The sequence below is a fragment of the Streptomyces sp. NPDC059897 genome (genome assembly GCF_042730865.1).
Lineage (GTDB): Bacteria > Actinomycetota > Actinomycetes > Streptomycetales > Streptomycetaceae > Streptomyces.
Genome location: NZ_JBHWKQ010000009.1, coordinates 22,265 through 45,795, shown reverse-complemented (window position 1 = coordinate 45,795; position 23,531 = coordinate 22,265). Strand labels below are relative to the sequence as shown.

23 protein-coding genes and 2 tRNA genes are annotated in these 23,531 nt (G+C 69.1%); 10 read left to right on the top strand and 15 right to left on the bottom strand.

Going from position 1 to position 23,531, the window contains the following annotated elements:
• Positions 1-188: 188 nt before the first annotated feature.
• A complete protein-coding gene (locus tag ACFV9W_RS12660) occupies positions 189-662 on the bottom strand; it encodes an SSI family serine proteinase inhibitor (RefSeq protein ID WP_385758825.1) in 474 nt (157 codons plus the stop codon).
• A 171-nt stretch (positions 663-833) separates the two neighbouring features.
• Here ACFV9W_RS12660 and ACFV9W_RS12655 point away from each other — a divergent pair.
• Both ACFV9W_RS12655 and ACFV9W_RS12650 read left to right on the top strand, forming a co-directional pair.
• Positions 834-924 (top strand) — tRNA-Ser (locus ACFV9W_RS12655).
• Positions 925-1,131: 207 nt separating this feature from the next.
• Positions 1,132-1,204 (top strand) — tRNA-Arg (locus ACFV9W_RS12650).
• Between the two features lie 81 nt (positions 1,205-1,285).
• Here the strand turns inward: ACFV9W_RS12650 and ACFV9W_RS12645 are convergent.
• The 13 genes from ACFV9W_RS12645 to ACFV9W_RS12585 all read right to left on the bottom strand — a co-directional run bounded on the left by ACFV9W_RS12645 (position 1,286) and on the right by ACFV9W_RS12585 (position 12,239).
• Positions 1,286-2,560 (bottom strand): tyrosine-type recombinase/integrase, encoded by a 1,275-nt coding sequence (locus ACFV9W_RS12645; protein ID WP_385758823.1) that lies wholly within the window; start codon positions 2,558-2,560, stop codon positions 1,286-1,288.
• The gene (locus ACFV9W_RS12640; protein WP_385758820.1) at positions 2,560-2,757 is read right to left on the bottom strand and encodes a helix-turn-helix domain-containing protein; all 198 of its coding nucleotides are present in this window, start codon (positions 2,755-2,757) and stop codon (positions 2,560-2,562) included. Before ACFV9W_RS12640 ends, ACFV9W_RS12645 begins: the two co-directional genes overlap by 1 nt.
• A gap of 168 nt (positions 2,758-2,925) precedes the next feature.
• The gene (locus ACFV9W_RS12635; protein ID WP_385758817.1) at positions 2,926-4,071 is read right to left on the bottom strand and encodes a DUF3631 domain-containing protein; all 1,146 of its coding nucleotides are present in this window, start codon (positions 4,069-4,071) and stop codon (positions 2,926-2,928) included.
• Positions 4,068-4,424, bottom strand: a complete 357-nt coding sequence (locus ACFV9W_RS12630) for a hypothetical protein (RefSeq protein ID WP_385758814.1) — start codon at positions 4,422-4,424, stop codon at positions 4,068-4,070. Before ACFV9W_RS12630 ends, ACFV9W_RS12635 begins: the two co-directional genes overlap by 4 nt.
• Complete coding sequence (locus tag ACFV9W_RS12625) at positions 4,421-5,299, bottom strand: bifunctional DNA primase/polymerase (protein WP_385759273.1); 879 nt, start codon at positions 5,297-5,299, stop codon at positions 4,421-4,423. Before ACFV9W_RS12625 ends, ACFV9W_RS12630 begins: the two co-directional genes overlap by 4 nt.
• A gap of 169 nt (positions 5,300-5,468) precedes the next feature.
• Positions 5,469-5,921, bottom strand: a complete 453-nt coding sequence (locus ACFV9W_RS12620; RefSeq protein WP_385758811.1) for a hypothetical protein — start codon at positions 5,919-5,921, stop codon at positions 5,469-5,471.
• Positions 5,922-6,125: 204 nt separating this feature from the next.
• On the bottom strand, positions 6,126-8,237 hold the full coding sequence (locus tag ACFV9W_RS12615; RefSeq protein ID WP_385758808.1) for an FtsK/SpoIIIE domain-containing protein: 2,112 nt from the start codon (positions 8,235-8,237) through the stop codon (positions 6,126-6,128).
• An 81-nt stretch (positions 8,238-8,318) separates the two neighbouring features.
• Complete coding sequence (locus tag ACFV9W_RS12610) at positions 8,319-8,858, bottom strand: hypothetical protein (RefSeq protein ID WP_385758805.1); 540 nt, start codon at positions 8,856-8,858, stop codon at positions 8,319-8,321.
• 28 nt (positions 8,859-8,886) lie between these two features.
• Entirely contained in the window at positions 8,887-9,225 is a 339-nt protein-coding gene (locus ACFV9W_RS12605) for an RRQRL motif-containing zinc-binding protein (protein ID WP_385758803.1), read from the bottom strand.
• Positions 9,225-10,328: a conjugal transfer protein gene (locus ACFV9W_RS12600; RefSeq protein WP_385758800.1), complete on the bottom strand. Its 1,104-nt coding sequence runs from the start codon at positions 10,326-10,328 to the stop codon at positions 9,225-9,227. Before ACFV9W_RS12600 ends, ACFV9W_RS12605 begins: the two co-directional genes overlap by 1 nt.
• Positions 10,325-10,774: a Pycsar system effector family protein gene (locus tag ACFV9W_RS12595; RefSeq protein WP_385758798.1), complete on the bottom strand. Its 450-nt coding sequence runs from the start codon at positions 10,772-10,774 to the stop codon at positions 10,325-10,327. Before ACFV9W_RS12595 ends, ACFV9W_RS12600 begins: the two co-directional genes overlap by 4 nt.
• Positions 10,771-11,034 (bottom strand): DUF6284 family protein, encoded by a 264-nt coding sequence (locus tag ACFV9W_RS12590; protein ID WP_385758795.1) that lies wholly within the window; start codon positions 11,032-11,034, stop codon positions 10,771-10,773. Before ACFV9W_RS12590 ends, ACFV9W_RS12595 begins: the two co-directional genes overlap by 4 nt.
• Before the next feature lie 488 nt (positions 11,035-11,522).
• Positions 11,523-12,239: a GntR family transcriptional regulator gene (locus ACFV9W_RS12585; RefSeq protein ID WP_385758793.1), complete on the bottom strand. Its 717-nt coding sequence runs from the start codon at positions 12,237-12,239 to the stop codon at positions 11,523-11,525.
• Positions 12,240-12,293: 54 nt separating this feature from the next.
• Here ACFV9W_RS12585 and ACFV9W_RS12580 point away from each other — a divergent pair, with 54 nt between their 5' ends.
• On the top strand, positions 12,294-13,115 hold the full coding sequence (locus tag ACFV9W_RS12580) for a class I SAM-dependent methyltransferase (RefSeq protein WP_385758790.1): 822 nt from the start codon (positions 12,294-12,296) through the stop codon (positions 13,113-13,115).
• An 83-nt stretch (positions 13,116-13,198) separates the two neighbouring features.
• On the opposite strand, the gene ACFV9W_RS12575 is transcribed toward ACFV9W_RS12580, so the two are convergent.
• Complete coding sequence (locus tag ACFV9W_RS12575; RefSeq protein ID WP_385758787.1) at positions 13,199-14,854, bottom strand: P-loop ATPase, Sll1717 family; 1,656 nt, start codon at positions 14,852-14,854, stop codon at positions 13,199-13,201.
• A 452-nt stretch (positions 14,855-15,306) separates the two neighbouring features.
• Here ACFV9W_RS12575 and ACFV9W_RS12570 point away from each other — a divergent pair, with 452 nt between their 5' ends.
• The 7 genes from ACFV9W_RS12570 (at position 15,307) to ACFV9W_RS12540 (ending at position 23,528) form a co-directional block, all read left to right on the top strand.
• Complete coding sequence (locus ACFV9W_RS12570; RefSeq protein WP_385758784.1) at positions 15,307-16,191, top strand: DUF2797 domain-containing protein; 885 nt, start codon at positions 15,307-15,309, stop codon at positions 16,189-16,191.
• Between the two features lie 64 nt (positions 16,192-16,255).
• Positions 16,256-16,624, top strand: coding sequence for an antibiotic biosynthesis monooxygenase family protein (locus tag ACFV9W_RS12565; RefSeq protein WP_385758781.1), 369 nt, complete (start codon positions 16,256-16,258; stop codon positions 16,622-16,624).
• A gap of 46 nt (positions 16,625-16,670) precedes the next feature.
• On the top strand, positions 16,671-17,564 hold the full coding sequence (locus tag ACFV9W_RS12560; RefSeq protein ID WP_385759270.1) for an amidohydrolase family protein: 894 nt from the start codon (positions 16,671-16,673) through the stop codon (positions 17,562-17,564).
• 96 nt (positions 17,565-17,660) lie between these two features.
• A complete protein-coding gene (locus tag ACFV9W_RS12555; protein WP_385758779.1) occupies positions 17,661-18,416 on the top strand; it encodes a response regulator transcription factor in 756 nt (251 codons plus the stop codon).
• Between the two features lie 59 nt (positions 18,417-18,475).
• On the top strand, positions 18,476-19,957 hold the full coding sequence (locus ACFV9W_RS12550; RefSeq protein WP_385759267.1) for an ATP-binding protein: 1,482 nt from the start codon (positions 18,476-18,478) through the stop codon (positions 19,955-19,957).
• A gap of 26 nt (positions 19,958-19,983) precedes the next feature.
• Positions 19,984-21,357: a glycosyltransferase gene (locus tag ACFV9W_RS12545; RefSeq protein WP_385758776.1), complete on the top strand. Its 1,374-nt coding sequence runs from the start codon at positions 19,984-19,986 to the stop codon at positions 21,355-21,357.
• The gene (locus ACFV9W_RS12540) at positions 21,354-23,528 is read left to right on the top strand and encodes a glycosyltransferase family 39 protein (RefSeq protein ID WP_385758774.1); all 2,175 of its coding nucleotides are present in this window, start codon (positions 21,354-21,356) and stop codon (positions 23,526-23,528) included. The genes ACFV9W_RS12545 and ACFV9W_RS12540 overlap by 4 nt, the downstream gene beginning before the upstream one ends.
• Positions 23,529-23,531 lie beyond the last annotated feature (3 nt).

The following is a 23,531-nucleotide window of genomic DNA, read 5'->3' as shown; positions in this document are numbered from 1 at the left end:
GGTTCCTCCCTGATTACTGCGACTTGCCGACCGCGCGGACCATCCTGCCTCGTGGTCCGCGGCGTATCACGGGAGGGAGTCTACGGGCAGTGGTTGGACGAGAGGCGCCGGATGCGACGGAGCCCACGTAGAGGATGTGGGGATCCCGAGCGCGCCGAGTCACGAGCCTGTGACCATTGGACCGAGGGTCACTGCCCCGTCGCAGGCAGCACGGGCTCCAACTGCTGCCACCGCGAGATCTCGCAGCCGTTGCTCAACGCGTAGGAGGAGTCGACGGCGCGGCCGTGCCAGTTCCCCGTGACGCGGGCGGTGGCCGGGCCTCCGTACTGCATGGTGCAGCGCGCGTCGCCGGCGACGGGAGCGAACGGGTCGACGCCCTCCGCCTCCAGCTCGTCGAGCCGCCCGCAGGCCGCGCCGGGATCCGAGTGCGTCCCGCCGGCGGGCGAGCAGTCCAGCTCGTACGTCCCGTCGCTGCCGTTGTCCGATTCGGTGACGGTGATGGTCAGGTGGTCGGGCCCGGGCCCGAACCCGAACCCGCTGCCCGCGTCCGCGTGCGCGGCGGCGGGGGTGGCCGCGAGGAGGGCGAGCGGGGCGACGACGGTCGCGACGGAGCCGAGCACTCGGGAAGGGATTCGGGAAGAGATGCGGGAAGAGATGCGCATGAACATGCCGTGCTCAACGCCCGTACCCGCCCCGACGTTGCGGCCCGACACCCCAGGCTTTGCCCTGTGGCCTGCCCTCCTAGTACCGTGGGGGGCGATTGGTGAGGCGGCGCTCCGCTGTGTCATCATCTGCACGCACCCAATCGCGTCCGCGCGAGAGGGGACTGCGCTGGAGGCGTCGCCTAGTCCGGTCTATGGCGCCGCACTGCTAATGCGGTTTGGGGTTTACCCCCCATCGAGGGTTCAAATCCCTCCGCCTCCGCAGCAAGATCCGAAGCCCCGGTCCACCAGGACCGGGGCTTCGGTGCTTCCCGGGTGTGGTCGCCCGCTGCCCCGCAGTGCGTTTCCGCAGGTCAGAAGGGGTGGGGCAATCGGATTTCACATGGCGGCGGCAGTCATGTAATGTTCTTCTTGTCGCCGGGACGGGCCGAAAGGCCGGGAACGGAGACAACAAAAAAAGAAAAAACAAGCACTCGTAGCTTAACGGATAGAGCATCTGACTACGGATCAGAAGGTTGCAGGTTCGAATCCTGCCGAGTGCACACTGGTCAAAGGCCCCCTGGAGATTCTCCAGGGGGCCTTTGACATCAGCGGGTGACATCAACGCGGCCGGAAAGCCGCTCTTAGTCGCCCTTCTCCTTCCCCTCCGGTTCCTCGTCGGGGTCGTCGAGATTGAGCGCGTCGTCCATGCGCTCCGCTGCGGCCCGCAGGGTCGTGTCCATCACGTGCGCGTAGGTGTCGAGCGTCATCGTGATCGTGCTGTGCCCGAGCGTCTCCATGATCGTGCGGGCATCTACCCCCTGCGCGAGCAGGAGCGAGGCGCAGGTGTGGCGCAGGTCGTGCACGCGCACGCGCCGCAGCTTCGCGTCCCGGCACAGGATGGTCAGCATGCGGTTCATGCTCCGGGGGTCGGTCACGCGTCCCGTGATCGTGGTGAAGACCAGCCCGTCCGGCTGACCGGGCGCGGGCTGCCACTTCTTCCCCGCGACCTTGCGCTCCCGCTCCTGTTGCTCGCGGTGCTCGGTGAGTGCCCGTACGACGTGCCGGGGCATCGGCACCGTGCGGATGGACCGGGTGGTCTTGGGCGTCCCGAAGAGCAGTTCCCGCCGGATGCGCTGCACGTTCCGCCGTACCCGGAGTTGGCGGTTCGCGAGGTCGATGTCCGACCAGGTGAGCGCGAGTGCCTCGCCCCGGCGCAGGCCCGTGGAGACGAGCAAGAGCCACAGGGCGTACAGCCGGTGGGGCCGCGCGGTCTTGAGTAGAAGCCGTACTTCGGCGGGGTCCAACGGACGTACCTCCTTGGGCGTGACGGTCGGCGTTTCGACGATGCGGGCGACGTTCCGCGCGATCAGTTCCTCGCGCATTGCCTGTTGCAGCGCGGACCGTAGGACGGCGTGGATGTACTGCACGGTCCGCGCGGAGGGAAGCCGCTTGCAGCAGCGGCCCACGGCGCAGCACCCGCGCTTTTCCTCGGGACGCTCGTAGTCGGCACCGCGCAGGCAGCACAGACAGGAGTTCTTGAACTCCGTGAGGAAGCGGCGGACATCCGAGGGGGACAGTCGGTTCAACCGCTTCTTGCCGAGTGCCGGCCGAATGTAGAGGCGGGTCAATCCCTCGTAGCTGTTCAGAGTTGAGGGCTTGAGCCGCTCCGGGGCGATGGTGGCGAGCCAGTACGTCAGGTAGTCGCCAAACGCCATCGTCGACGACGCGGCAGGGATGCCCTGGCGGGTCTTCTCCTGCAACTCTGTGAGCTTGTCGGCCACGTCTTCGCGAGTCTTGCCGTAGACGAACTTCCGCGTCCGTGTCCCGTCGGGCCGGTAGACGTAGGCGGCGGCCTGGAAGCGTCCGTCCTTGCGCTTCGTGATGGTTCCTTCGCCGTTGGCGCGTCGCTTGGCCATCAGGCAGCTTCCTCCAATCGGTCGCGCATGAACGCGCGGACGCTGTCGACCGGGATGCGGCGGGCCCGCCCGATCGTGATGCTGCGGAGTTCGTTCGAGCGGATGAGGTCGTAGACCTTGAAGCGGCTGAGGCGCAGCTTCTCCATGACTTCAGGAACGGTCAGGGCCTCGGGAGTTTCGGGTACGGCGGTGGGCACACAGACCTCCGGGAAGAGGGAGGGGCCGCCCGGCCCCTGGAAGTCCGCTACTTCCGCTACCGCCGCTACCTCGCAGGTCAGAGGGCCTGTCGGAGGTAGCGGACGAGGTAGCGGTAGCGGATAGGTAGCGGCAAGCAGGAGGGCCTGCCGCTACCGCGTTGCCGCAGGTCAGATCAGGTTTTCGGTGCCCGGTAGCGGAGGTAGCGGACTTTCCGGGGGTGGGGGGCAGTAGCGCTGCCACGCGTCGTGGAGATCGGCGGCGTGGTAGCCCTTGAGGACGCTCGCTCCGGTCTTGATGTTGCGGGAGGCGATGGGTTCGTTGTCCGCCGTCATGTAGTCGGCGAGCATCTTGGAAAGGCGCCGGTTATCGAGTGGCTTGCCGCCCAGGTCGGCCCAAGGGGCGTCGTCCATGGAGTTGAGCCGGTCGAGAATGGCGACGGTGGGCAGGCGATCGATGCCGCACATGACGTGGTCGCGCAGGTCGGTCAAGAGCCGGACGCCGATGCTGCCTTTGTCGTTGGCGCGGGAGGCGGTCACGAGGGTGACGCACGCGGCGCGGGCCCGCTCGGGCCAGTTGCCGCCAACGGCATCGGCGATGGCGAGCAGGGGTTCCCACACATCGGCGGGCCGGTCCGTGACGCCGTCGGGCATGTCCGGCCAGGCGCCCATGACGAAGCCGCGGGCGTGTTCGGCCCATTCGGCAAGCTGGTCACGGAGTTTGTGCCCCTCGGCTTCGTGGACGCGCGCCCGGAACGGCTCGACCTTCTCGTTCCTGGCCCGCCGGCGCATGCGGACGATGACGGAGCGGCTGAGGATCGTGTCGGGTAGCGACCCGAGACCGGCGACCGCGACCGCGCAGTACGAGGGGAAGGCCTGCACGCTCTGGTTGCCGCCGTCGCCGATGCACCGGTAGGTAACGCCGGTTCGGCGGTGTCCAGCGTTGAGGAAGCCGCGTAGCTCCTCGTTGTCCCCGGCCTTGGGACCGAAGACGGTGTCGATCTCATCGAACAGGATCGTCGGCTTGCCGTTGCCCGAGGAGACGGAGCGGAACAGGGCGGCGGCGGACGCGTTGACGGCGGTCATGGGCTGTGGCACGAGCGTTTCCACGATCTCCAGGGCCCGCGTCTTGCCTGACCCCGGTTCGGGGGACAGGAAGGCGATGCGGGGGGTGGAGTCGAAGCAGTCGAGCAGGTGGGCGTGTGCGTCCCACAGGGCCACGGCGACGTACGCGGCGTCGGTGGGGAAGACGTTGAAGCGGCGGTGGAAGGCTTCCACCTCGTCGAGCAGTGCGGCGCCGTCGATGGAGCTGGTCATGCGGCGGCCCTTCCTTCCTGGGGGTTGCGCAGGGGGCAGGCTGTGCGGTGTGCGGTGTGGTCGTCGATGAGCGCGAGCACGCGGGCTTTGCCGATGGCGCTGCGGTCGCGGCCGCACTCGCACCTCGAGGTGGCGGTCGGCGTGGCGCCGCGCGGGGCGACGATGTGCAGCCACGCGATGGGGTACCGGCCGTCGCCGCGCTGCGGTTGTGGTTCAGGGCGAAGAGCTGAAAGGACGCCTTCGGCGCCGCGCTTCGGGGCGCCCACGCCGTCCGGAACTCCGGTCGACCGCGCGGCCTGCGGACCGGTCGTGTCCTGGGGTAGGCCTTCCAAGGGGGAGCGGGCGGCGGTCATGCTGCCTCCCTCGGCCGGACCTTGCGCATCGAGCTGTCCAGGGCGCTGCGGATGGTGGCCCGGCACTCGGCCGACGTCAGTCCGCACGACTCCCCCGCCCCTTGGAAGGCCTCCTCAACCACGTGCCGAGCAAGGTCGCCCCACGCGACGAAACGCCCCACCTTGAACGCGCAGAGGTTGAGCGTTGTATTGCGCTGCGTCTCCGGGGCTCCCACCACGACGGCGCACTCCGCGTGCAGTGCGGCCAGGGCCGCGCGGCTCCCGTTGGCCACGGGGAGCCTCAGCGGGCCCGTAGAGCGCGCGGGGGCCGGTTTCAGGATGGTTTGTAGCCATTCGGGCAGTGGGGCCGCCAGGGAGCCGCTCAGGGCTTCGTACGCTCCGGCGGGTGTGGTGCTGCCCGCTGCGACGACGTAGCCGCCCCATGCGCGGGTGTCGACCAACTCGCCGATGGTTCCAGCGGTGTTGGCGTAGGTGCTGCCGTCCGGGGCGTTGAAGTACAGGTGGGTTCCGCCGCTCGCGGTCCGCACCCGGTAGGTGTCGGGGACGCCGTGCCCGGCGCGCTCGCAGAGCGCACCAAAGGTTGCCGCGCCGTCAGGCGCGTCCGAACTGCCCTTGTCCTTCGGCATGTCGAGGTCGACCACGAGCAGCCCGGAGGGGCCGGTGGCGATGCCGACGTTGTACGGGCCGGTGGACCATGCGGCGTGGATGCGGTCGGGATCGGTGGTGGCGCGCTGCTCCCACTTCACGTGCCCGTCCGCGCATGCTCCGGTGCGCGGGCACGCGTTCTCGCCGTGGAGGGCGGGCCGCTTGGTGCCAGGGCGCAGGGGGAAGACGTGCCAGCCGTGTTCGGCCGCTGTGAGGGCGGCGGCGAGCATCGGCAGGCACTCCAGGGAAATGCTCGGGATGCCTAACGACCGGTGGTCGTCTCGTCGGATGAGGGTGGGTTGGGTCATGCTGGATGTCTCCAGTTCGGTGTAAGCGTGCTGGATGAACAAGGGCGGCCCCGCGACTTTGGCGAGACGTGAGGGGCCGCCCTTGGCGTAGCTAGCCGTGGAAGTGGTTGCGCTTGAAGACGGCCTTGCGGATGTTGACCGTGCTACCGCCGCGCGAGGCCCCGAGGACCTGCACCGCGATCCACCCGCCGAACACGACGGCGGCCAAGATGATGAGCTGCTGGATCAGCGCGGCGAGTGCGGCGACGAACGTGGTGAGCAGCAACAGGCCGCCGCAGACCGCGAGGAAGCCGACCCCGCCGAGCGCGACGTTCACCGCCGCCCGTGAGACGATCGGCTTGACCGCGACCGGTTCGGGCTGGACGGGGTTGACGGCGTAGCCGGTGACCGCGCGCCCGTCGGGCAGCACGATGGTCTGCACTGTGGGGATGTGGCCCGGCTGCACCGCGACGACGGGAGCGGCCTGGACGGGCTGTATCGGAGCGGGCTGGTGGACGATGACGGGCGCTTGTCCGGGCGCGCGGTGGGTGGGTTCGGGCAGCATGCGGAATCCCTTCCGAACGGTGTTCAGGGAGGCAGAGGCACCCCCTTGCCGGGGCGCTGTGGAGGGGGTTTCAGGGTTGCTGACCTGCGGGCCTCCCTGCCTCCCTGAGTGATCATTCATGCAGGTCAGGGCCAGGGAGGCGGGGCAGGGAGGCCGGTAGGGAGTTCTCCCTGCCTCCCTGCCCCGGACGGGGTTCGGCTCCCTCTACTCGGAGGCTGAAGCGGAACCCTCGTCGCCCCGGTTGGCGAGGGCGCGGGCGAGGCGGTCGCGGGCGACGACCATGACGCCGTCGGACTTGTAGGGCTCCGCGCCGGCGTCGTCGAGGACACGCTTGAGGTCGATGAACGACCAACCGCCGTAGGCGCCTTCGTTGAGCACGGCGAGCCGCTTGAGGACGTCCTTCGTCCGCACGCGCGGCGCGTCGCCCACGACGGTGGCGATGTCGGCGAGCGGGTCGCGGTCCCCGCCCGGCTCGATCACATGCAGGGTGGTGACGCCGTCCCGCATGGCCTTGGCCCGGTCGGTGATGGCCTCGGCGCCGTCGTCGTCGATGTAGTGCGTGCGCACCGTGAGAGACGACTGCCCGGCCGGAATGGCGATCCCGTCCGAGGCGACGACCAGCGTGCCCCGATCCAGACCCGGACGGAGCAGGTTGGGCGCGGCGCCGCCGTCGACGGCCTTGTCTCCGAGCGCCATGCGGGCCTGCGACTCGGTGCCCAGCGCGAGGGAAGCGCGGGTGTGGGCGCCCTCGCGGACCAGCTTGGGCAGGTTCTGGTCGGTCGGGTCCTGAGTGCCCTGCCACATCAGCACGTTCACGGCCCGGCCCTGGTTGTGAATCTTGCGGACCGCCATGAAGTACCGGGAGTTGGCCTTCGCGCCGCCGTAGGGGCGCTTGTCTTCGTCCTTGAGCGGGCACATGAACGCGACTTGCGCCTCGTCGACCAGCACGACCAGCGGCGGGAACACCGTTCCGGGCGGCGCCTGGATCCGGCGGTTCATCTCCTCGACCGCGCCCTCGACCATCTCCGTGACCTGGATGACGTGCTCGTCCGTCGGCCCCTGGATCAGCGTGGAGGCGAGCCCGTCGAACATGGCCCAGTCACCCACGCCCTTCAGGTCACCCATCAGGAACTCCACCGACCTGTCGAGAGCCAGCCACAGGGCCAGAGAGCGCAGAGCGACGGTCTTGCCCTGGTTGGACAGACCGGTGATGAGCAGGTGGCGCTGATACAGGGACAGGGCGGCGGCATCCCCGCGCAGGTCCTGGCCCCACGGCGCCTTCCCCTTGGCGTAGTCGGCGGTCATCGTCTCGTCGGTGACCAGCGGCGACGGGCCGATCGGCTCGTCCAGCGCCCCCGAGTCGGCGACCCACAGGCGCACGGTGCGGGCGGCCTGCGGGAGGGTGATGAACACCTCGTGCTCGTGCCGGGTCAGGTTCTCCGCCAGCTTGCGGCGCCGCTGCTGCACCTCGATCGTCGACACCCCGGACGGGAGCGTGACGTCGACCTCGACACCGCATCCGGCGATACGGATCGGGCCGAGCATGCCGGCGCCCGCGTCCCCCATCTCCTTGATGGCGTTGCGGAGAGCGGGCACCCCCAGGTCACGCAGCGCCTTGACCACGATCGACGGAGTGATCGGCTCACCCTCGCCGCTGCGGACGTTGTCCGGCAACGCCCAGTACGGGGCGGCCTGCGCACGCCGACCGACCTCCCACAGCCCCAGCAAGGCGAGCAGCGGGCCCACGATGGTGAGCGGCCCCCAGGTGACCTGAACGATCGTGATGAGCAGCCGAATCAGCCCGACCACCGCCATCAGCGGCGTCACCACATCGGACGCCTCCTTCGTGGCCACCGCAAGGGCGATGCCCAGCAGGAGCAATCCGCCGATGCCGAGACCGACCCCGGCGGCGGCGCCCTTGGCGGCGTCGACCGGGGAGGTGAGCAGGTCCATGCGGCGGCGGTGCCGGGCCTCGCGGTAGCGCTGCCCGCGCTCCTCCCACTCCTGCGCGACCTCATAGTTCCCGGCCGCTTCGGCAGCGCGGAACATGCGCTCGTAGCGGGCCGCGGTGCGCCCGTCCCACGTGCGACGGGCCGTGATCCGGGTCCCGCCGAGGACATAGGTGGTGTGCCGCACGGCCAACCGGCCAGCGGTGCGGGTGCGTTCGTGGGTGGCCACGTCCCGCACGGCGCGCCCGGAGCGCACCCACAACGGGACGGGACGCTGCTCGGGCACCACGGTGAGGGTGGCCGCCTCGGTGGTGGGTTCGGGGGTTTCGTCGGTGTGCTTGTGCAGGTGAACGACGTTGTCACTCATGCGCGTTGACTCCAGACAGCCCGGATCCGGGCAGGGGAAACCAGGGCCCACGGCAGGCGGGCCCCGGCAAGGCGGTGGGGGTCAGTGCAGGTTCTTCGCGAGGCGCTCGGTGTCGTAGGCCTCGCGCTCGTGCTCCTCGACGACCCGGGCGAACGCGCGGGCGTCGCGGCGGGACTGCCGCTCGACGCGGTAGGCGGCGCGCAGGTCCTGCACGAGCGCGTCGAGGACGCCCCGGCGGGAGAACTGCATGGCGTGCGTCAACTCGTGCACGAGCGTGAGCGCGAGGTCCTCGGTGGTGCGGTGCTGGTCGGCGTTGACCAGCACCACCACCGATCCGTCCGAGCGAGGGAGCGCGCGGCCGGCGTGGTCGCGGGCCTCGCGCATGTACGTCCTGCGGGCGCGGTCGATGGTGCGGCGGTCGGTGCAGCCGGACAGCTCGACCTCGGCCTGAGTGCCGAGTTCGGCCAGGCCCTTCGGGGTGGTGAGGGTGATCTCGACGGCGGGCATCCGGCCGTTCACGGCCCGGCTGACCTGCCGGATCGCTTCCGGGGCGAGGTACTTGGCGTCGCGCTCCAGATCGCGGCGGCCCCGGAGCTGGTGCGTGGTGATGGTGTGCTTCACAGCGTCTCCGATCACGAATCGCCGCAGCTCACGCGGCAAGAGAAGGAGTGGTGTCGTGGCAGGTGGGACACGTGCCGAGCGAGGCGGGGATGACGTATCCCGCGTCGCGGCCGCACTCGGGGCAGACACGGCGAGCGGCGTTGGCCTTGGCCAGGGCCGCCCACCGGGCCGGAGTCATCGGACGCACGGGCTTGGCGGCGTCGATCCGGTAGAGGTAGGCGACCAGCGGGCCACGGCGCCGCCGTGGCCGCTCCAGTTGGGCCGCCACCTCCTGCCCACCGGGCCGCAGGCCCAGCGCGCGGAGCTGACGGCGGGTCGCCAACCCGTCCGGGGCGAGGCGCCACCGGTAGACGGGCAGCGCTCCCATCACGCGGCCTCAGCGCGCTCGGCCCGCAGCGCCTCGCGCAGCGTGCGGGCGTTGGCCGGGGAGGTGTGCAGCTCGCGCCGCAGGCCCTCGGCAGTCAGCTTCGCGGCCGGCCAGTCCGCTGTTGCCTCGCGCGCCTCATCGAGCAACTGCTCGGGGGTGCGCTTCGATCGGGTCGGCTTCGCGACGTCCGGAAGACGACCGGTCGCCCGGCGCGGCTTGCTCGATTCGGCGGGCACGCTCGCCTTCACGATCGGGGCGACCGGGGCCGACTCGATCGCCTTCACGGGCTTGCTCGGCAACGTCGACTTCAGAAAGCCGACGGCCACCGGTCGGGGCAGTGCGGTGACGTTCGCGGTGATCGGCGCGGGGGTCGATTCCGGCAGGTCAGCCGTAGACCGTTTCCTCATGGTCTCGGTGGATTCCTCCACATTCGCGGTTCCGGCTGGGAGAGCGGCGGCGTCGAGGTGGAACATCGATCCGAGCGCGGCGTCCGCACCGATCGTGACGCGCTGACGCTGCACATCGAGCAGCCTCGATCCCAGCTCCGCGTCGCCGGCCCCGACCTTGCGGGCGAGGCGCCACGACTTCCGGTCGGACCACCAGCGGACCCGCTTGTCGGGGTGGTTGGCGGCGCGGGCCCGGTGATAGGCCAGGCTCTGCACCGTCTCCACCGCGTGCCGCTCGCCCTCCGCGTCGCGGCCTTCGGTGTGCACCGCGATCCGGCGAGCGAGGAAGGCCATGCCCTCGGCGGAGACGCACATGCCCATCGGGGTGATGGCGTAGATGACCGTGGTGCCGGGGTCATCGGCCGCCATCGCGGCCATCGCGGACGCGGCGGCGGGTAGGGCCCACAGTCCGAGGCGGATGATGCGCGGCGAGGACTGGCCCAGCATCGTCAGCCCGAGCAGCACCAGCGCCAGAACGGCCGTCGCGCCCTCACCGGCGGCCACGGCCCCGAGCGCGGTGCCCTTGCCGTAGGCGCCGCTGATGTTGGAGTAGGTACCGACCCCGCCGAAGACCCCGGTGGCGAGCATCGGCACGAACGCCGCACTCAGCACCACGATCTGAACCTTGGTCAGCGCCTTGCGCGTCGAGGCGGTCATGCCGCACCCCCGAACGCGCGCACCAGCGCGGCCACGATCAGCAGCACGCCGCCGATGCGGGTCAGGTCGATCGCGCGCCGCAGCCCGGTGAACTTGAGGACGGCGATGCGCGACAGTCCCGCGATGTCGGTGGCGATGTCGATGGCCATCGCCTCCCGGATCTGCTCCGGCGTGAGGGTGGCCCACAGTGGGAAGCCGTGCCGCCCGGACAGGTTCGGTCGCACCGAGGACAGCAGCAGTGCGGCGGCGCCCAGCAGCACGGCGATACCGGCCAGGCCGGGGGCGAGTGCGTAGGCGGTGAGCGGCAGATCCTTGCCTGCGCTCCACACGCCGGCCAGTACGGCGCCGATGAAGGCGAGCAGGAGACTGGCCTTACTGTCGGTCCGCGTGATCTCCGCCTTCACCTCGGCGTGCGCGGCGGACAGGTCCCGTACGACGGCGCTCATGCGACACCGCCCGTCCGGCCGTCCGCGCTCTTGAGCTGGTTGACGTGGGCGGCGAGCAGGCGCCGACGGGCCCGGCGGATACGCCGCTCGTCCAGCTCGGTCGGCGTGCGGTCGAGGGTGATGATGTATGCGTCCAGCAGGTCGACGTCCGCCAGGATGACGGGCATCTCGGCGTCGATGGCGTTCAGCTCCGCCCTCGTCGGTTCTACGAAGTCGGCGAACGCGGTAACAGCGTCCTGAACAGTGACGATGTGTTCCATGGGTCGTGTCTCCCTAGCAGTAGGTACGGCCCGAAAAGCACCCCTCGGAGCGGCTACTCCGGGGGGTGCGCGCCGTTGAAGTCGGAAGTGCCCGGCTCCCCTCGGCGTCGCTTGTGCGAGACAAGCGACGGAGGCAACCGCCGCAGCCGATGAGCTGCGGAAGGCTGAGATGCGCTGTGCCGCGCACGGGGCAGGACCCGTACGCGCCCGCCCGCTTGGCGCGAGGTGGGGCGGGATTCCCTCAGCACTCTGTTGAGTTCTCAAGCGACCACCAGCGCGGGGCTCCTCATCACGCAAGAAGCCATCCCGGGCCGGAACCGATCCGGTGGACCGGTGCCGCATGAATAGACTGGACCGGTGGACCGGTCCAGTCAAGCGGTGAAACTGCAGTTGGGATTGGTGTCGCAGGATTTTCGCAGGTCAGAGCGTATGACGAGGCATCAAAAAAGCTGGACCGGCGGACCGGTCCAGCTCGGTTTTCACGCTCGCTACATCTCGTACGTCTCCACCTGCTCGAAGAGTGCTGACGGCGTGACGCCCTCCTCGCAGACCAGCGGACGACCCTCTTGGTCGTGCGCGGTGTGGAGGACGACAGCAACGGCCGTCGGCATGGGCACTGCCAGTTGGGCGGCCTCCTCCTCGCTGGCGAGACGCACGGTCGTCACGTCCACTCCCTCGGCGGGAGAGCGTCCGGTCTGCCTGCGGACGTACCGCGTAGTCCCCTCGGCGAGAGGTGCCGTGTCGGCGAGCCGTGGCGCAGCCTCTCCGATCTCCGGAGGGAACCATGCCTCCACGTAGCTGTGCGGACTGCCATCCGGGAGTTGGAGGACCCGGATGCGGCGGAGTGCTGCAACGCCAGAATCGATCCCCAGCGCGTTGGCGACACGGGCGGACGGCTCTGCCCAGTCGGGCGCACCGATCCGCGCGAACGGCATCCCGCCCGTGACGCGTGCACTGCCAGCTCGTCGGGCGCCGGCGGGACGGGCCACGGGCGTTTCTGTGACGACGAAGCCGGTGCCTTGCTTGGCAACCACTACGCCGTCGCTCCGCAGAACGTCGACGGCCTTGATGGCGGTTGCTCGCGACACCGACCACTGCTCGGCCAGGTCGCGGCCAGACGGGATCGTGGTTCCTGGGGCGAACTCGCCAGCCGCGATGCGAGCGCGCAGGGACTCTGCGATCTCTTCGTATTTCAGGACGGCCATGGCTTCCCCTTCTCCGTACTGGACTGGTCCACCGGTACACACGATACTCCGGGTATGTCGAATCTCGAATTGGCCCCTTCTGTGATGCGCTACTACGGCGAGATGAAGAACGAGGACAGTCGTTTGCGCAGCTCAGCAGACGGACGTATGGAGCTGGCCAGGACCCAGGAGCTCCTCCGCCGCTTCCTGCCGTCTCCCCCTGCTCGGGTGCTGGACGTGGGCGGCGCGACCGGCATTCATGCGGAGTGGCTCATGAAGGACGGGTACGAGGTCACGCTCGTAGACCCTGTGGCCCACCACGTCGAGACGGCGTCATCTGTGTGCCCGGCTTACGTCGGGGACGCACGTGACCTTCGCGAGCCGGACAACAGCTTCGACGTTGTGCAGCTCCTCGGGCCCCTCTACCACCTGCCAGACGCCGATGACCGGCAGACGGCGCTCTCGGAAGCCCACCGTGTAGTCAAGCCGGGAGGCTTGATCGCTGCCGCCGCGATCAACCGCTACGCGTCGCTGTTCGAGCACGTGTCATACGCCCACCTGCACACGGACGTGATGCGGAAGTCTGTCTCCAAGATCTTGGAAACTGCTGTGTACGACGGCGCCCGCGGATTCGCCCTGGCGTACTTCCACCGTGCCGAAGAGCTTGCTGCGGAGCTGACCGCATCCGGCCTTACCGATGTCCAGGTCTTCGGCATCGAGGGGCCTGCGTGGTCCCTCGTGAAAACTGCCGAGCAGCAGCCGGGCGAGGGGCCGACAGAGGAACTGATCGCTTCTGCCGTGGAGGCGGCGCGCATGGCAGATCCGTATCCAGAATTGCTTGCCGCCAGCTCCCACCTGTTGGCCGTCGGCAGGTCGCCTGTCGCGGGCACGCACTGACCGAAGCACATCGACCGGGGCGCACGCCTTGTGCTTTCAGGTCACCACGTGTGGTCGCTTTTCTGGGAGATGAATCAACCGGCTCACCGGAGGTGATCTACCCGCACATCCAATGCTGCCTGGAATGCTGGGTGGATAGTGAACCCATCAGTGGCTTCCAGGTTGCTGACCCTTTCAGCAAAGTCGGGGAACGTGCGCACGTAGCGAACAGTGCTCTGCCTGCCAGTCGTGCACCCAATGAACCCGATGTTGTAGAGCAGTGCTACGAGAGGGCCGTACCAGGCAGACCAGTCTGCTGACGGGTTACTCCACATTGTCGAGGTCATATGGTCCAGCCATTCTGCTCCGCGAAAATGTGGGTCGGCGAGGAGTAGAACTGCGTCATCGATCCGCTTGGTGAACTCATCTTTCGACATGGGGACGGTTGACCCTGCAAAGACAGCGAATACCCTGTCAATGTCCGGGTAGGTCATCTTCCATTCGTCGCGCAGAGCGAGAAGTCTCTTGTATGAGTACGAATCTTCCGCGTTCTTGATGTCTTCCCATGAGGTTCTTCCGCTGCCTGACGATATCGCGAATGTTTCATTCACGAAGGCGATGATGTCGCGCGGGCGCATGAGTGTCCGAGTGAGCATGTAATCAAAGGCGTCACCGCGCGTGGTGTTAATGCGCGGCAACAAGTCGGAGATTGAGCTTACCGGTGTGCCACTCTTCTTCGTTGCGACACGAAGTCGACTACTGACGAGGTTGCGCAGTTCTGATGGGCCCCAGCGCATGTGGAGAGAAAGGGAGCGGAATTTCTCTTCCTGTCCTCCCGCCCTGTGCCCGAAGTCCAGGTTCTCGAAGATGTTGGTGCGGAGCGCCACGATGACCTTGAGGTTCTTCACTCGATGCAGGTCAAGCACCGCTCTAAAGAGACACCTGATTAGAGCGTTCGCTACTTTTTCGTCCACCCAATCGCGATCCAGGTCATCGATGACGACGTAGGTGAAATTCTGGCGACTGTCCAAGATGTCCTCATCAAGGACCTTGATCATCTTGTTGAGTCGAGGCATTTGGGTCTCATTGACGATGCGTTTAAATCGGTCAGTGAGTTCCCTGCGGGTCTCCGTGGCGAAAGTGTCTGCGGTTCCTGAGTTGACCGTCGCCGATGCATTTACTGTTTGATTCCCGGTCAGGCCCAGCGTGCCTTTTCGCTCGTTGTTGATCTTCTCTTCGAACTTCTCTGTAATTTCTCGCACGCGCTCATCGGCCTCTACCCAGAAGCGGTCCTGGAATTCCTCTAGGTAGTCGAGTGCGGCACGCTTTCCAGGATCCCTCTTGATTTTATCCCGTAGCGTGGAGAGGAAGTTCATTTTGGCTGCGTGAGAATCAACTTTGTACCTGTGACGGATCAGTTCGACCAGTAGAACGTGCTTCCAAAGCGCGATGAATAGAGGGTCGAGGCTGATGTCTAGATCGTCCAGATATCGCATCACGCCGAGATTGGTGATGTAGCTTAAGGAGAGGTCTTCCGGGGCCACTCTCACGACGTGGGCGGGATTTTCCTCTTCTAGGCGTTGCAGGAGTGCAGATTTGCCGCCACCCGTCCGCGCGATTACAAAGCACCGAGGGTCTTCGCGTGAAGACACCGTCCTGTAGTCGTCGGATTCGTAGAAAGCTTCCATCAACAGCGGGTCGGCTTCAGCCTGTTCTCCGCCAATGCTGAAGTTGGTTCCACGGGCCCCACTAGACGTCATACAGTCCCCCCGACGTGACGAAGCACTCACTGTAGCGCCGCGCTTCGATGGTGGGGAGAGTTGCGTCGAGGGATTATGCCAATCGCAACTTCATGGTTGCGGTTGATCACTTGGATGGCTCGTGCTGCCGGCAGCGATCAGGCGCGACGACCTGGCATGCCAACCCCGGGCATCGTCGAGGCTCATCCGGCAGGGCGTCGCTGACATCAGTCTCTGACATCAACACAGGCGTACAGCCACGTACGGGAGCGGACCTGGGGGCTCTCCGCTGGTCCGTTCACGCAGTTCGCTCATCGTGTTTGAGCGATCCTTAGTGGCGACGCACCCGCCTACGGATCAGAAGGTTGCAGGTTCGAATCCTGCCGAGTGCACACTGACAAGAGGCCCCGGAGCAATCCGGGGCCTCTTGCGTTTTCCGGGTGTTGTCAGTGCCGTGCGTCATCCTGGCTCGTATGACGTGGTGGTGCACCGGAATGCGGTGGCGTGGGGGCGGGCCGGTCTTCGGGTGGGTCGGGGACGGCGGGGGCGAGCGGGAGAGCGGGGTGCGGTTCGGGGAGAGAGTCGCGTTCCGGGTCGGTGGGGAGCGGCGGTGTCTCGGGGTGTGGCGGGGCGGCCGGTGGACCGTGTGTCCGCAGCGGGATGCCGTGCCGGTGCGGGGGACGCGGGCGCAGTGCGCCGAATGTGCCGGCATCGACCGGGCCCGGTCCGTGGCAGCGGACACCATCGCCGACGACCCGCGGCCGTACCACGTGTATTTGGCGTGGTTCGGGGACGGACTCGTGAAAGTGGGGATCACGGGGACGCGGAGGGGGAGCGATCGGCTCCTTGAGCAGGGGGCCGTGGCTTTTACGTGGCTGGGGCGGGGGCCCCTGATGGCGGCGCGGCGGGCCGAGGAGCTGCTGCGGGTGGCGCTCGGGGTGCCGGACCGGATTCCGTACGAGCGAAAGCGTGCCGTGCGGGGCGGGCTGCCGGGGGTCGAGGAGCGGGGCGCCGAGCTGGTGCGGGCGCATGGCGTCGCGGCGGGGCTCGACGGCTGGCCGGAGTCGTTGGAGCGGCTGCCGTGCCGGGTGGTGGATCACGGGGAGGTTTTCGGGCTCGCGGGGATCGATCGGGTCGATGCCGTCGTGAGCGGGCTCGGCGAAGGGGCCGTCGTGGCGGGGAAGGTCGTCGCCGCGGCCGGGCCCGATCTGCACCTGGTGGAGGGGGACGACGGGCGGCGGCTGGTCGTGGACGCGCGGGTGCTGGCCGGGTGGCCGTTGGAGCGCGCGCCGGAGGGGGCCGGCGGGGCGGGGCCCGAGGTGCGGGAGGTGCCGGCGGTTCAGGGTGGGCTCTTCTGAGGGGCCGGCCTGCCGTTCGACCAAATCCCTTTCCTCGCGCACGGGAACGAGAGATCGTACGGACATGAGTGATCACGCCGATGTGGCTGACGGGGCGGGGGCGCCCCGGCCGTTGCCCGCCTTCGAACCGCCGTACTACGTCGTGGTGTTCAGCTCCGTGCGGACCCCGGGGGACCGTGGGTACGGGGAGGCGGCCGACCGGATGGACGAGCTCGTCAAGGAGATCCCGGGGTACCTGGGGCACGAGTCCGCGCGCAATCCGGGCGGGCTCGGTATCACCGTCTCGTACTTCCGCGACTCCGCGGCCATCGAGCAGTGGCGGTCCGTCGGCGAGCACCGAGCCGTGCAGAAGCAGGGCCGCGCCGAGTGGTACGAGCGGTACACGGTGCATGTCGCGAAGGTCGAGCGCAGCCAGGAGTTCGAGCGTGACTGACGTGAGGGATGCGGGTGGCGTGAGTGATGCGAGTGATGTGAGTGATGTGAGTGGCGTGGGCGGGGTTTCCGAGATCGACGCCGTCGCCGCGTTCCTCGACCGGTACCGGCTCCCCGGGCTCGTCGACGTGCACACGCACTTCATGCCCGAGCGCGTGCTGCGCAAGGTGTGGGCGTACTTCGACTCCGCCGGGCCGCTCGTCGGGACCGAGTGGCCGATCACGTACCGCGAGGAGGAGAGCGAGCGGCTGGCCCGGCTGCGGGCGTTCCGCGTCGAGGCCTTCACGTCGATGCTGTACCCGCACAAGGCGGGCATGGCGCGCTGGCTGAACGAGTGGGCGGCAGGCTTCGCCGCCCGCACGCCCGACTGCCTGCACACCGCCACCTTCTTCCCCGAGCCGGGCGCCGAGACGTATGTGCGCGAGGCGCTGGAGGCGGGGGCGCGGGTGTTCAAGGCGCATGTGCAGGTGGGCGCGTACGACCCGAACGATCCGTTGCTCGACCCCGTGTGGGGGCTGCTCGCCGAGGCCGGGACGCCGATCGTGACGCACTGCGGCTCCGGCCCCGCACCCGGAAAGCACACCGGGCCCGAGCCGATCGCGCGGCTGCTCGCCCGCCACCCCCGGCTGCCGCTGGTGGTCGCGCACATGGGGATGCCCGAGTACACCGACTTCCTCGCGCTCGCCGAGCGGTACGGGGAGGTCCGGCTGGATACGACCATGGCGTTCACCGACTTCGTCGAGCGCCGGTCCCCGTTCCCCAGGGACGAGTTGGGGCGGCTCGCCGAGCTCGGGGACCGGGTGCTGCTCGGCAGCGACTTCCCGAACATCCCGTATCCGTACCTCCACCAGCTGGAGGCCATCGAGCGGCTCGGGCTCGGGGACGACTGGGTGCGGGCCGTGTGCAGGGAGAACGCCGCCGCGCTGTTCGGGCTCGGCTGATCCCGGGCTCGGCTGATCCCGATCCCTTATGCGTTTCTCAGAGTTTTCACAGGTTCGGGAAAGGGTGCTCTCAGAGGCGCGTCGCAAGCTTGTGCCATGACCGCGACCTCGCCCCAGGGGCGTACCGAACTGCTGAGGCCGGACGGAAGCCCCGTCCGGGTGCTTGTCGTGGACGACGAGCAGTCCATCACCGAGCTGTTGTCCATGGCCCTGCGCTACGAGGGCTGGCAGATCCGCACCGCGAGCGACGGGGCGGGAGCCGTGCAGAGCGCGCGGGAGTTCCGGCCCGACGCCGTCGTGCTCGACATGATGCTGCCGGACATGGACGGGCTCAGCGTCCTCGGCCGGATGCGTCGCGAGCTGCCCGAGATCCCCGTGCTGTTCCTGACCGCGAAGGACGCCGTCGAGGACCGGATCGCCGGGCTCACGGCGGGCGGCGACGACTACGTCACCAAGCCGTTCAGCCTCGAAGAGGTCGTCGCGCGGCTGCGCGGGCTGATCCGCAGGACCGGCGCCGCCGACCGGCGCAGCGAGTCCGTGCTCGTCGTCGGCGATCTGATGCTCGATGAGGACAGTCACGAGGTGTCCAGGGGCGGGGACAACATCCACCTCACCGCCACCGAGTTCGAGCTGCTGCGCTTCCTCATGCGCAACCCGCGCCGCGTGCTCAGCAAGGCGCAGATCCTGGACCGCGTGTGGAGCTACGACTTCGGCGGGCAGGCGAATGTCGTCGAGCTCTACATCTCGTACCTGCGCAGGAAGATCGACGCCGGGCGCGAGCCGATGATCCACACCCGGCGCGGCGCCGGCTACCTGATCAAGCCGGCGATGGCCGCCACCACGGCGTCGTGAAGCGCGGGGGCCGGCCCCAGACGCTCCGCACCCGGCTCGTCGTCACGGCCGTCGCGCTGATGGCCGTGGTGGCGTCCGTGATCGGTGTCGTGTCCGCCGTCTCGCTGCACTCGTACCTGTACGACGAGCTCGACAAGCAGGTGAGCGGCATAGCGATGCGGGCGAGCGGGCCGAAGGGCGATTTCCCCGGGGCGGGCCCCATGGGACAGAAGGACTTCGGCGACCTGGCGTTCGTGACCGTGGGCGCCCCCGCGGGGACCCTCGGCGCCGAGGTCGACGGCGGGCAGGCCACCGACGGCAAGGTCAGCGTCGAGGCGACGAACGCCGAGGGCGGCAGGCAGCTGCGGACCGACGGCCTGTCCCAGGACGTGCTCGACGTGCTGGAGGACGTCCCCCAGAGCGACGACAAGACCATGCACACCGTCGACCTGCCGGGCCTCGGCAGTTACCGCGTCCAGTACGTCTCCGGATCCAACGGCGACTTCTACGTGGGCCGCCCCACCGCCCAGGTCGACTCCACCGTCAACAAGCTCATCGTCACCGAGCTGCTGGTCGCCGCCGCGGCCCTCGTGGCGGCCGGTGCCGCCGGGGCGATCATGGTCGGCGTCAATCTGCGGCCGCTGCGCCGCGTCGCCGCGACCGCGACCCGGGTCTCCGAACTCCCGCTGCACAGCGGCGAGGTGACCCTCTACGAACGCGTCCCGGAGTCCGAGGCCGACCCGCGAACCGAGGTCGGCCAGGTCGGCGCCGCGCTCAACCGGATGCTCGACCATGTGCACGGCGCCCTCGAATCGCGCCAGCAGAGCGAGATGCGGGTGCGCCAGTTCGTCGCCGACGCCAGCCATGAGCTGCGTACGCCGCTGGCCTCCATCCGCGGCTACGCCGAGCTGACCAGGCGCGGCCGCGAGGAGCCGGGCCCCGACACCCGGCACGCGCTCGGCCGCATCGAGTCCGAGGCGCACCGGATGACCGGGCTCGTCGAGGACCTGCTGCTGCTCGCCCGCCTCGACTCCGGGAGACCGCTGTCGTACGAGCCGACGGACCTGTCGCCGCTCGTCGTCGACGCGCTCAGCGACGCCCGCGCCGCGGACCAGGACCACTACTGGCGCCTTGAGCTGCCCGACGAGCCGGCCACGGTGCTCGCGGATTCCGCGCGGCTGCACCAGGTCCTGGTCAATCTGCTCGCCAACGCCCGGACGCATACGCCACCGGGTACGACGGTCACCGCCCGCGTGCACCAGTACGGTCCGTGGGTCTGCCTCGACGTCCAGGACGACGGCCCCGGGATCCCGCCCGAGCTGCTGCCGTACGTCTTCGAACGGTTCGCGCGCGGCGACTCCTCGCGGTCCCGGAAGGCGGGGTCGACCGGGCTCGGGCTCGCCATCGTGCAGGCCGTCGCGGCGGCGCACGGTGGGTCCGTGACCGTCGACAGCGTGCCGGGCCGCACCGTGTTCACCGTGCATCTGCCGGCCCATGCCACGCCCGTCACCCACCCGCCTTCGTACTCACAGGCAGGGCAAAGCATCACCACACAGGGCTAACAGGGCAGTTGGCGAATGTCGGTGGCATGCGAACCGACTCTTCTCCGGGCATCGAACCCACCGTCTCCGCGAGCACCGTCTCCGCGAGGTTCGGGACGCTGCCGGCGCGGGAGCACCTCCCTGCCGGCAGCGGCGATGCACCGGTCCTGGACGTTGTCATCCCCGTCTACAACGAGGAGAAGGACCTCGGTGAGTGCGTGCGCAGGCTGCACCACCACCTGGTCCGCACCTTCCCCTACCCCTTCCGCATCACCGTCGCGGACAACGCCTCGAACGACAGCACGCCCAAGGTGGCCCACGAACTGGCCACCGAACTGCCGGAGGCCACGTACTTCCGCCTCGAACAGAAGGGCCGCGGGCGCGCCCTGCGGACCGTGTGGTCGGCGTCCGACGCGCCGGTCCTCGCGTACATGGACGTGGACCTGTCCACCGACCTGAACGCGCTGCTTCCGCTGGTGGCGCCGCTGATCTCCGGGCACTCCGACCTCGCGATCGGCTCCCGGCTCGCCCGCGCGAGCCGGGTCGTGCGCGGCACCAAGCGCGAGTTCATCTCCCGCACCTACAACCTGATCCTGCGCGGCTCCCTGCAAGCCCGCTTCTCCGACGCCCAGTGCGGGTTCAAGGCGATCCGGCGCGATGTCGCGCAGGTGCTGCTGCCGCTGGTCGAGGACACCGGCTGGTTCTTCGACACCGAGATGCTGGTGCTCGCGGAGCGGGCCGGGCTGCGCATCCACGAGGTGCCCGTCGACTGGGTCGACGACCCCAACTCGACCGTCCACATCGTCAAGACGGCGACCGACGATCTCAAGGGCGTCTGGCGCGTGGGCAGGGCGCTGGCCACCGGCTCGCTCCCCCTCGACCGGCTCGCGCGCCCCTTCGGGGACGACCCGCGCGACCGTGAACTCACCGACGTGCCCAAGGGCCTGGCCCGCCAGCTGCTCGGCTTCTGCGTCGTCGGCGCCCTGTCGACGCTGCTGTTCCTGCTGCTGTACTCCGGCTTCCGTACGTTCTCGGGGGCGCAGCTCGCCAACGCGGCCGCCCTGTTCGTCTCGGCCATCGCCAATACGGCGGCCAACCGGCGCCTCACCTTCGGGGTGCGCGGCCGGGACAAGGCCGTGCGCCACCAGGCCCAGGGCATCGTCGTCTTCGGTATCGGCTGGGCCCTGACCAGCGGCTCGCTCGCCGCCCTCGACACGGCGTCCGGCAACGCGGCGCACTCCACCGAGCTGATCGTCCTGATCGCGGCCAACCTCGCCGCGACGATCCTGCGCTTCCTGCTCTTCAGGGCCTGGGTGTTCAACGACCAGCGATCCGACCAGCGTTCTGACCAGGGATCCGACCAGCGTTCTGGCCAGCGATCCGGCCAGCGCCACGAAACCGACTCCGGGACCCAGCGATGACCACAGACGTCCGACCTTCGTACGACGCGCCGCCCGCGCCGCCCGCCGAGTCCCCGCCGCCCCGGGCCGCGTTCCTCGCGCGCGTGTGGCGGGGCAGGCCCGAGGACCCGCGCTGGGCGCGCCCGGCCTTTCTCGGCATGCTGCTCGTGATCGCGGCGGCCTATTTCTGGAACCTGTCCTCCTCCGGCTACGCCAACTCCTTCTACTCGGCGGCGGCCCAGGCGGGCAGCGAGAGCTGGAAGGCATTCTTCTTCGGCTCGTCCGACGCGGCGAACGCGATCACCGTCGACAAGCCGCCGGCCGCGCTGTGGCCGATGGGCCTGTCGGTGCGCCTCTTCGGCCTCAACTCCTGGGCGATCCTCGCCCCGCAGGTCCTGATGGCGGTGGCCACCGCAGGCGTGCTGTACGGGGCGGTACGCCGCCGGTTCAGCGCCGCCGCGGGCCTGATCGCCATGGCGGTGCTCGCGACGACGCCGGTCGCCGCGCTGATGTTCCGCTTCAACAACCCGGACGCGCTGCTCGCGCTCCTGATGACCGTCACGGTCTACTGCGTGCTCCGCGCCATGGAGCACGGCCGTACGAAGTGGCTGATCTGGGCGGGCGTCGCCGTCGGCCTCGCCTTCCTCACCAAGACCCTTCAGGCGTTCCTGATCCTGCCGCCGCTCGCGGTCCTCTACGCGGTGTTCGCGCCGGTACGGGTGCGCAAGCGGTTCGGTCAACTGGCGCTCTCCGCCGTGGCGATGGTCGTCGCGGGCGGCTGGTGGGTGGCGATCGTGGAGCTGTGGCCCGCGTCCTCCCGGCCGTACATCGGCGGCTCCCAGAACAACTCGTTCCTTGAACTGACCTTCGGATACAACGGCCTCGGCCGTATCAACGGCGACGAGACCGGCTCGGTCGGCGGTGGCGGCGGCATGGGCGGCGGCACCGGACAGTGGGGCGAGACCGGCCTCACCCGGATGTTCAACTCCGAGATCGGCAGCCAGATCTCGTGGCTGATCCCCGCCGCGCTGATCCTCTTCGTGGCGGGCGTGATCCTGACGTGGAAGGCCAGGCGCACGGACCTGACGCGCGCCGCGTTCCTCGCGTGGGGCAGCTGCCTGCTGATGACCGGCCTGGTCTTCAGCTTCATGGCGGGCATCTTCCACCAGTACTACACGGTGGCCCTGGCCCCGTACCTCGCGGCCGTGACCGGCATGGGCGCGGTCGCGCTGTGGGAGCGGCGGACGCGGCCGGCCTGGTCGGTGACGCTGGGCGCGGCGGTCGTGGCGACGGCGGTGTGGGGGTACGTGCTGCTCGGCCGGACCTCGGACTACCTGCCGTGGCTGCGGTGGACCGTGCTGATCGGCGGCCTCGTGGCGGGCCTCGGCCTCGCCCTCGCGGGCCGGCTGAACCGTCGGCTGGCGGTCGCCGCGGCGGGTCTTGGCCTCGCCGCCTCGCTGGCCGCGCCGACCGCGTACACCGTCTCCACGCTGAACACCGGGCACACCGGGTCGATCGTGACGGCGGGTCCCTCCGGGTCGAGCATGATGAGCGGCCCCGGCGGTGGCGGCGGCAAGGGCGGCTTCCCCGGCGGCGGAATGCCGGGCCAGAAGGGCCAGACCGGCAAGACCGGCCAGGGCGGGCAGATGCCTCAGCCTCCGACCGGCGGCAAGGCCAAGGGCGGCTTCCCCGGCGGCGGCTTCCCCGGCCAGAACCAGAAGGCCGGCGGCAAGGCCGGAAGCAAGGCCGGCGGCATGCCCAGCCGCGGCAAGGCCGGAGGGGGTGGCGGCGGTGGCGGCATGGGCGGCCTCCTCAACGGCGCCCAGGTCAGCAGCAAGGCCAAGAAGCTCCTCCAGCAGAACGCCGACGACTACACCTGGGCCGCCGCCACGGTCGGCTCGCAGAATCAGGCGAGCTACCAGCTGGCCACCGGCGAACCGGTGATGGCGATCGGCGGCTTCAACGGCACCGACCCGTCCCCGACGCTCGCCCAGTTCAAGCAGTACGTCGAGGACGGAAAGATCCACTACTTCGTCGGCAGCGGATCCAGCGGCGGCGGCATGGGCGGCTCCGATTCGGGATCCGCGTCGAAGATCACCAAGTGGGTCGAGGCCAACTTCAAGAAGGTGACGGTCGGAAGCAGCACGTTCTACGACCTGTCGCAGCCGTCGCAGCCGTCGCAGGCCGACTAGCGG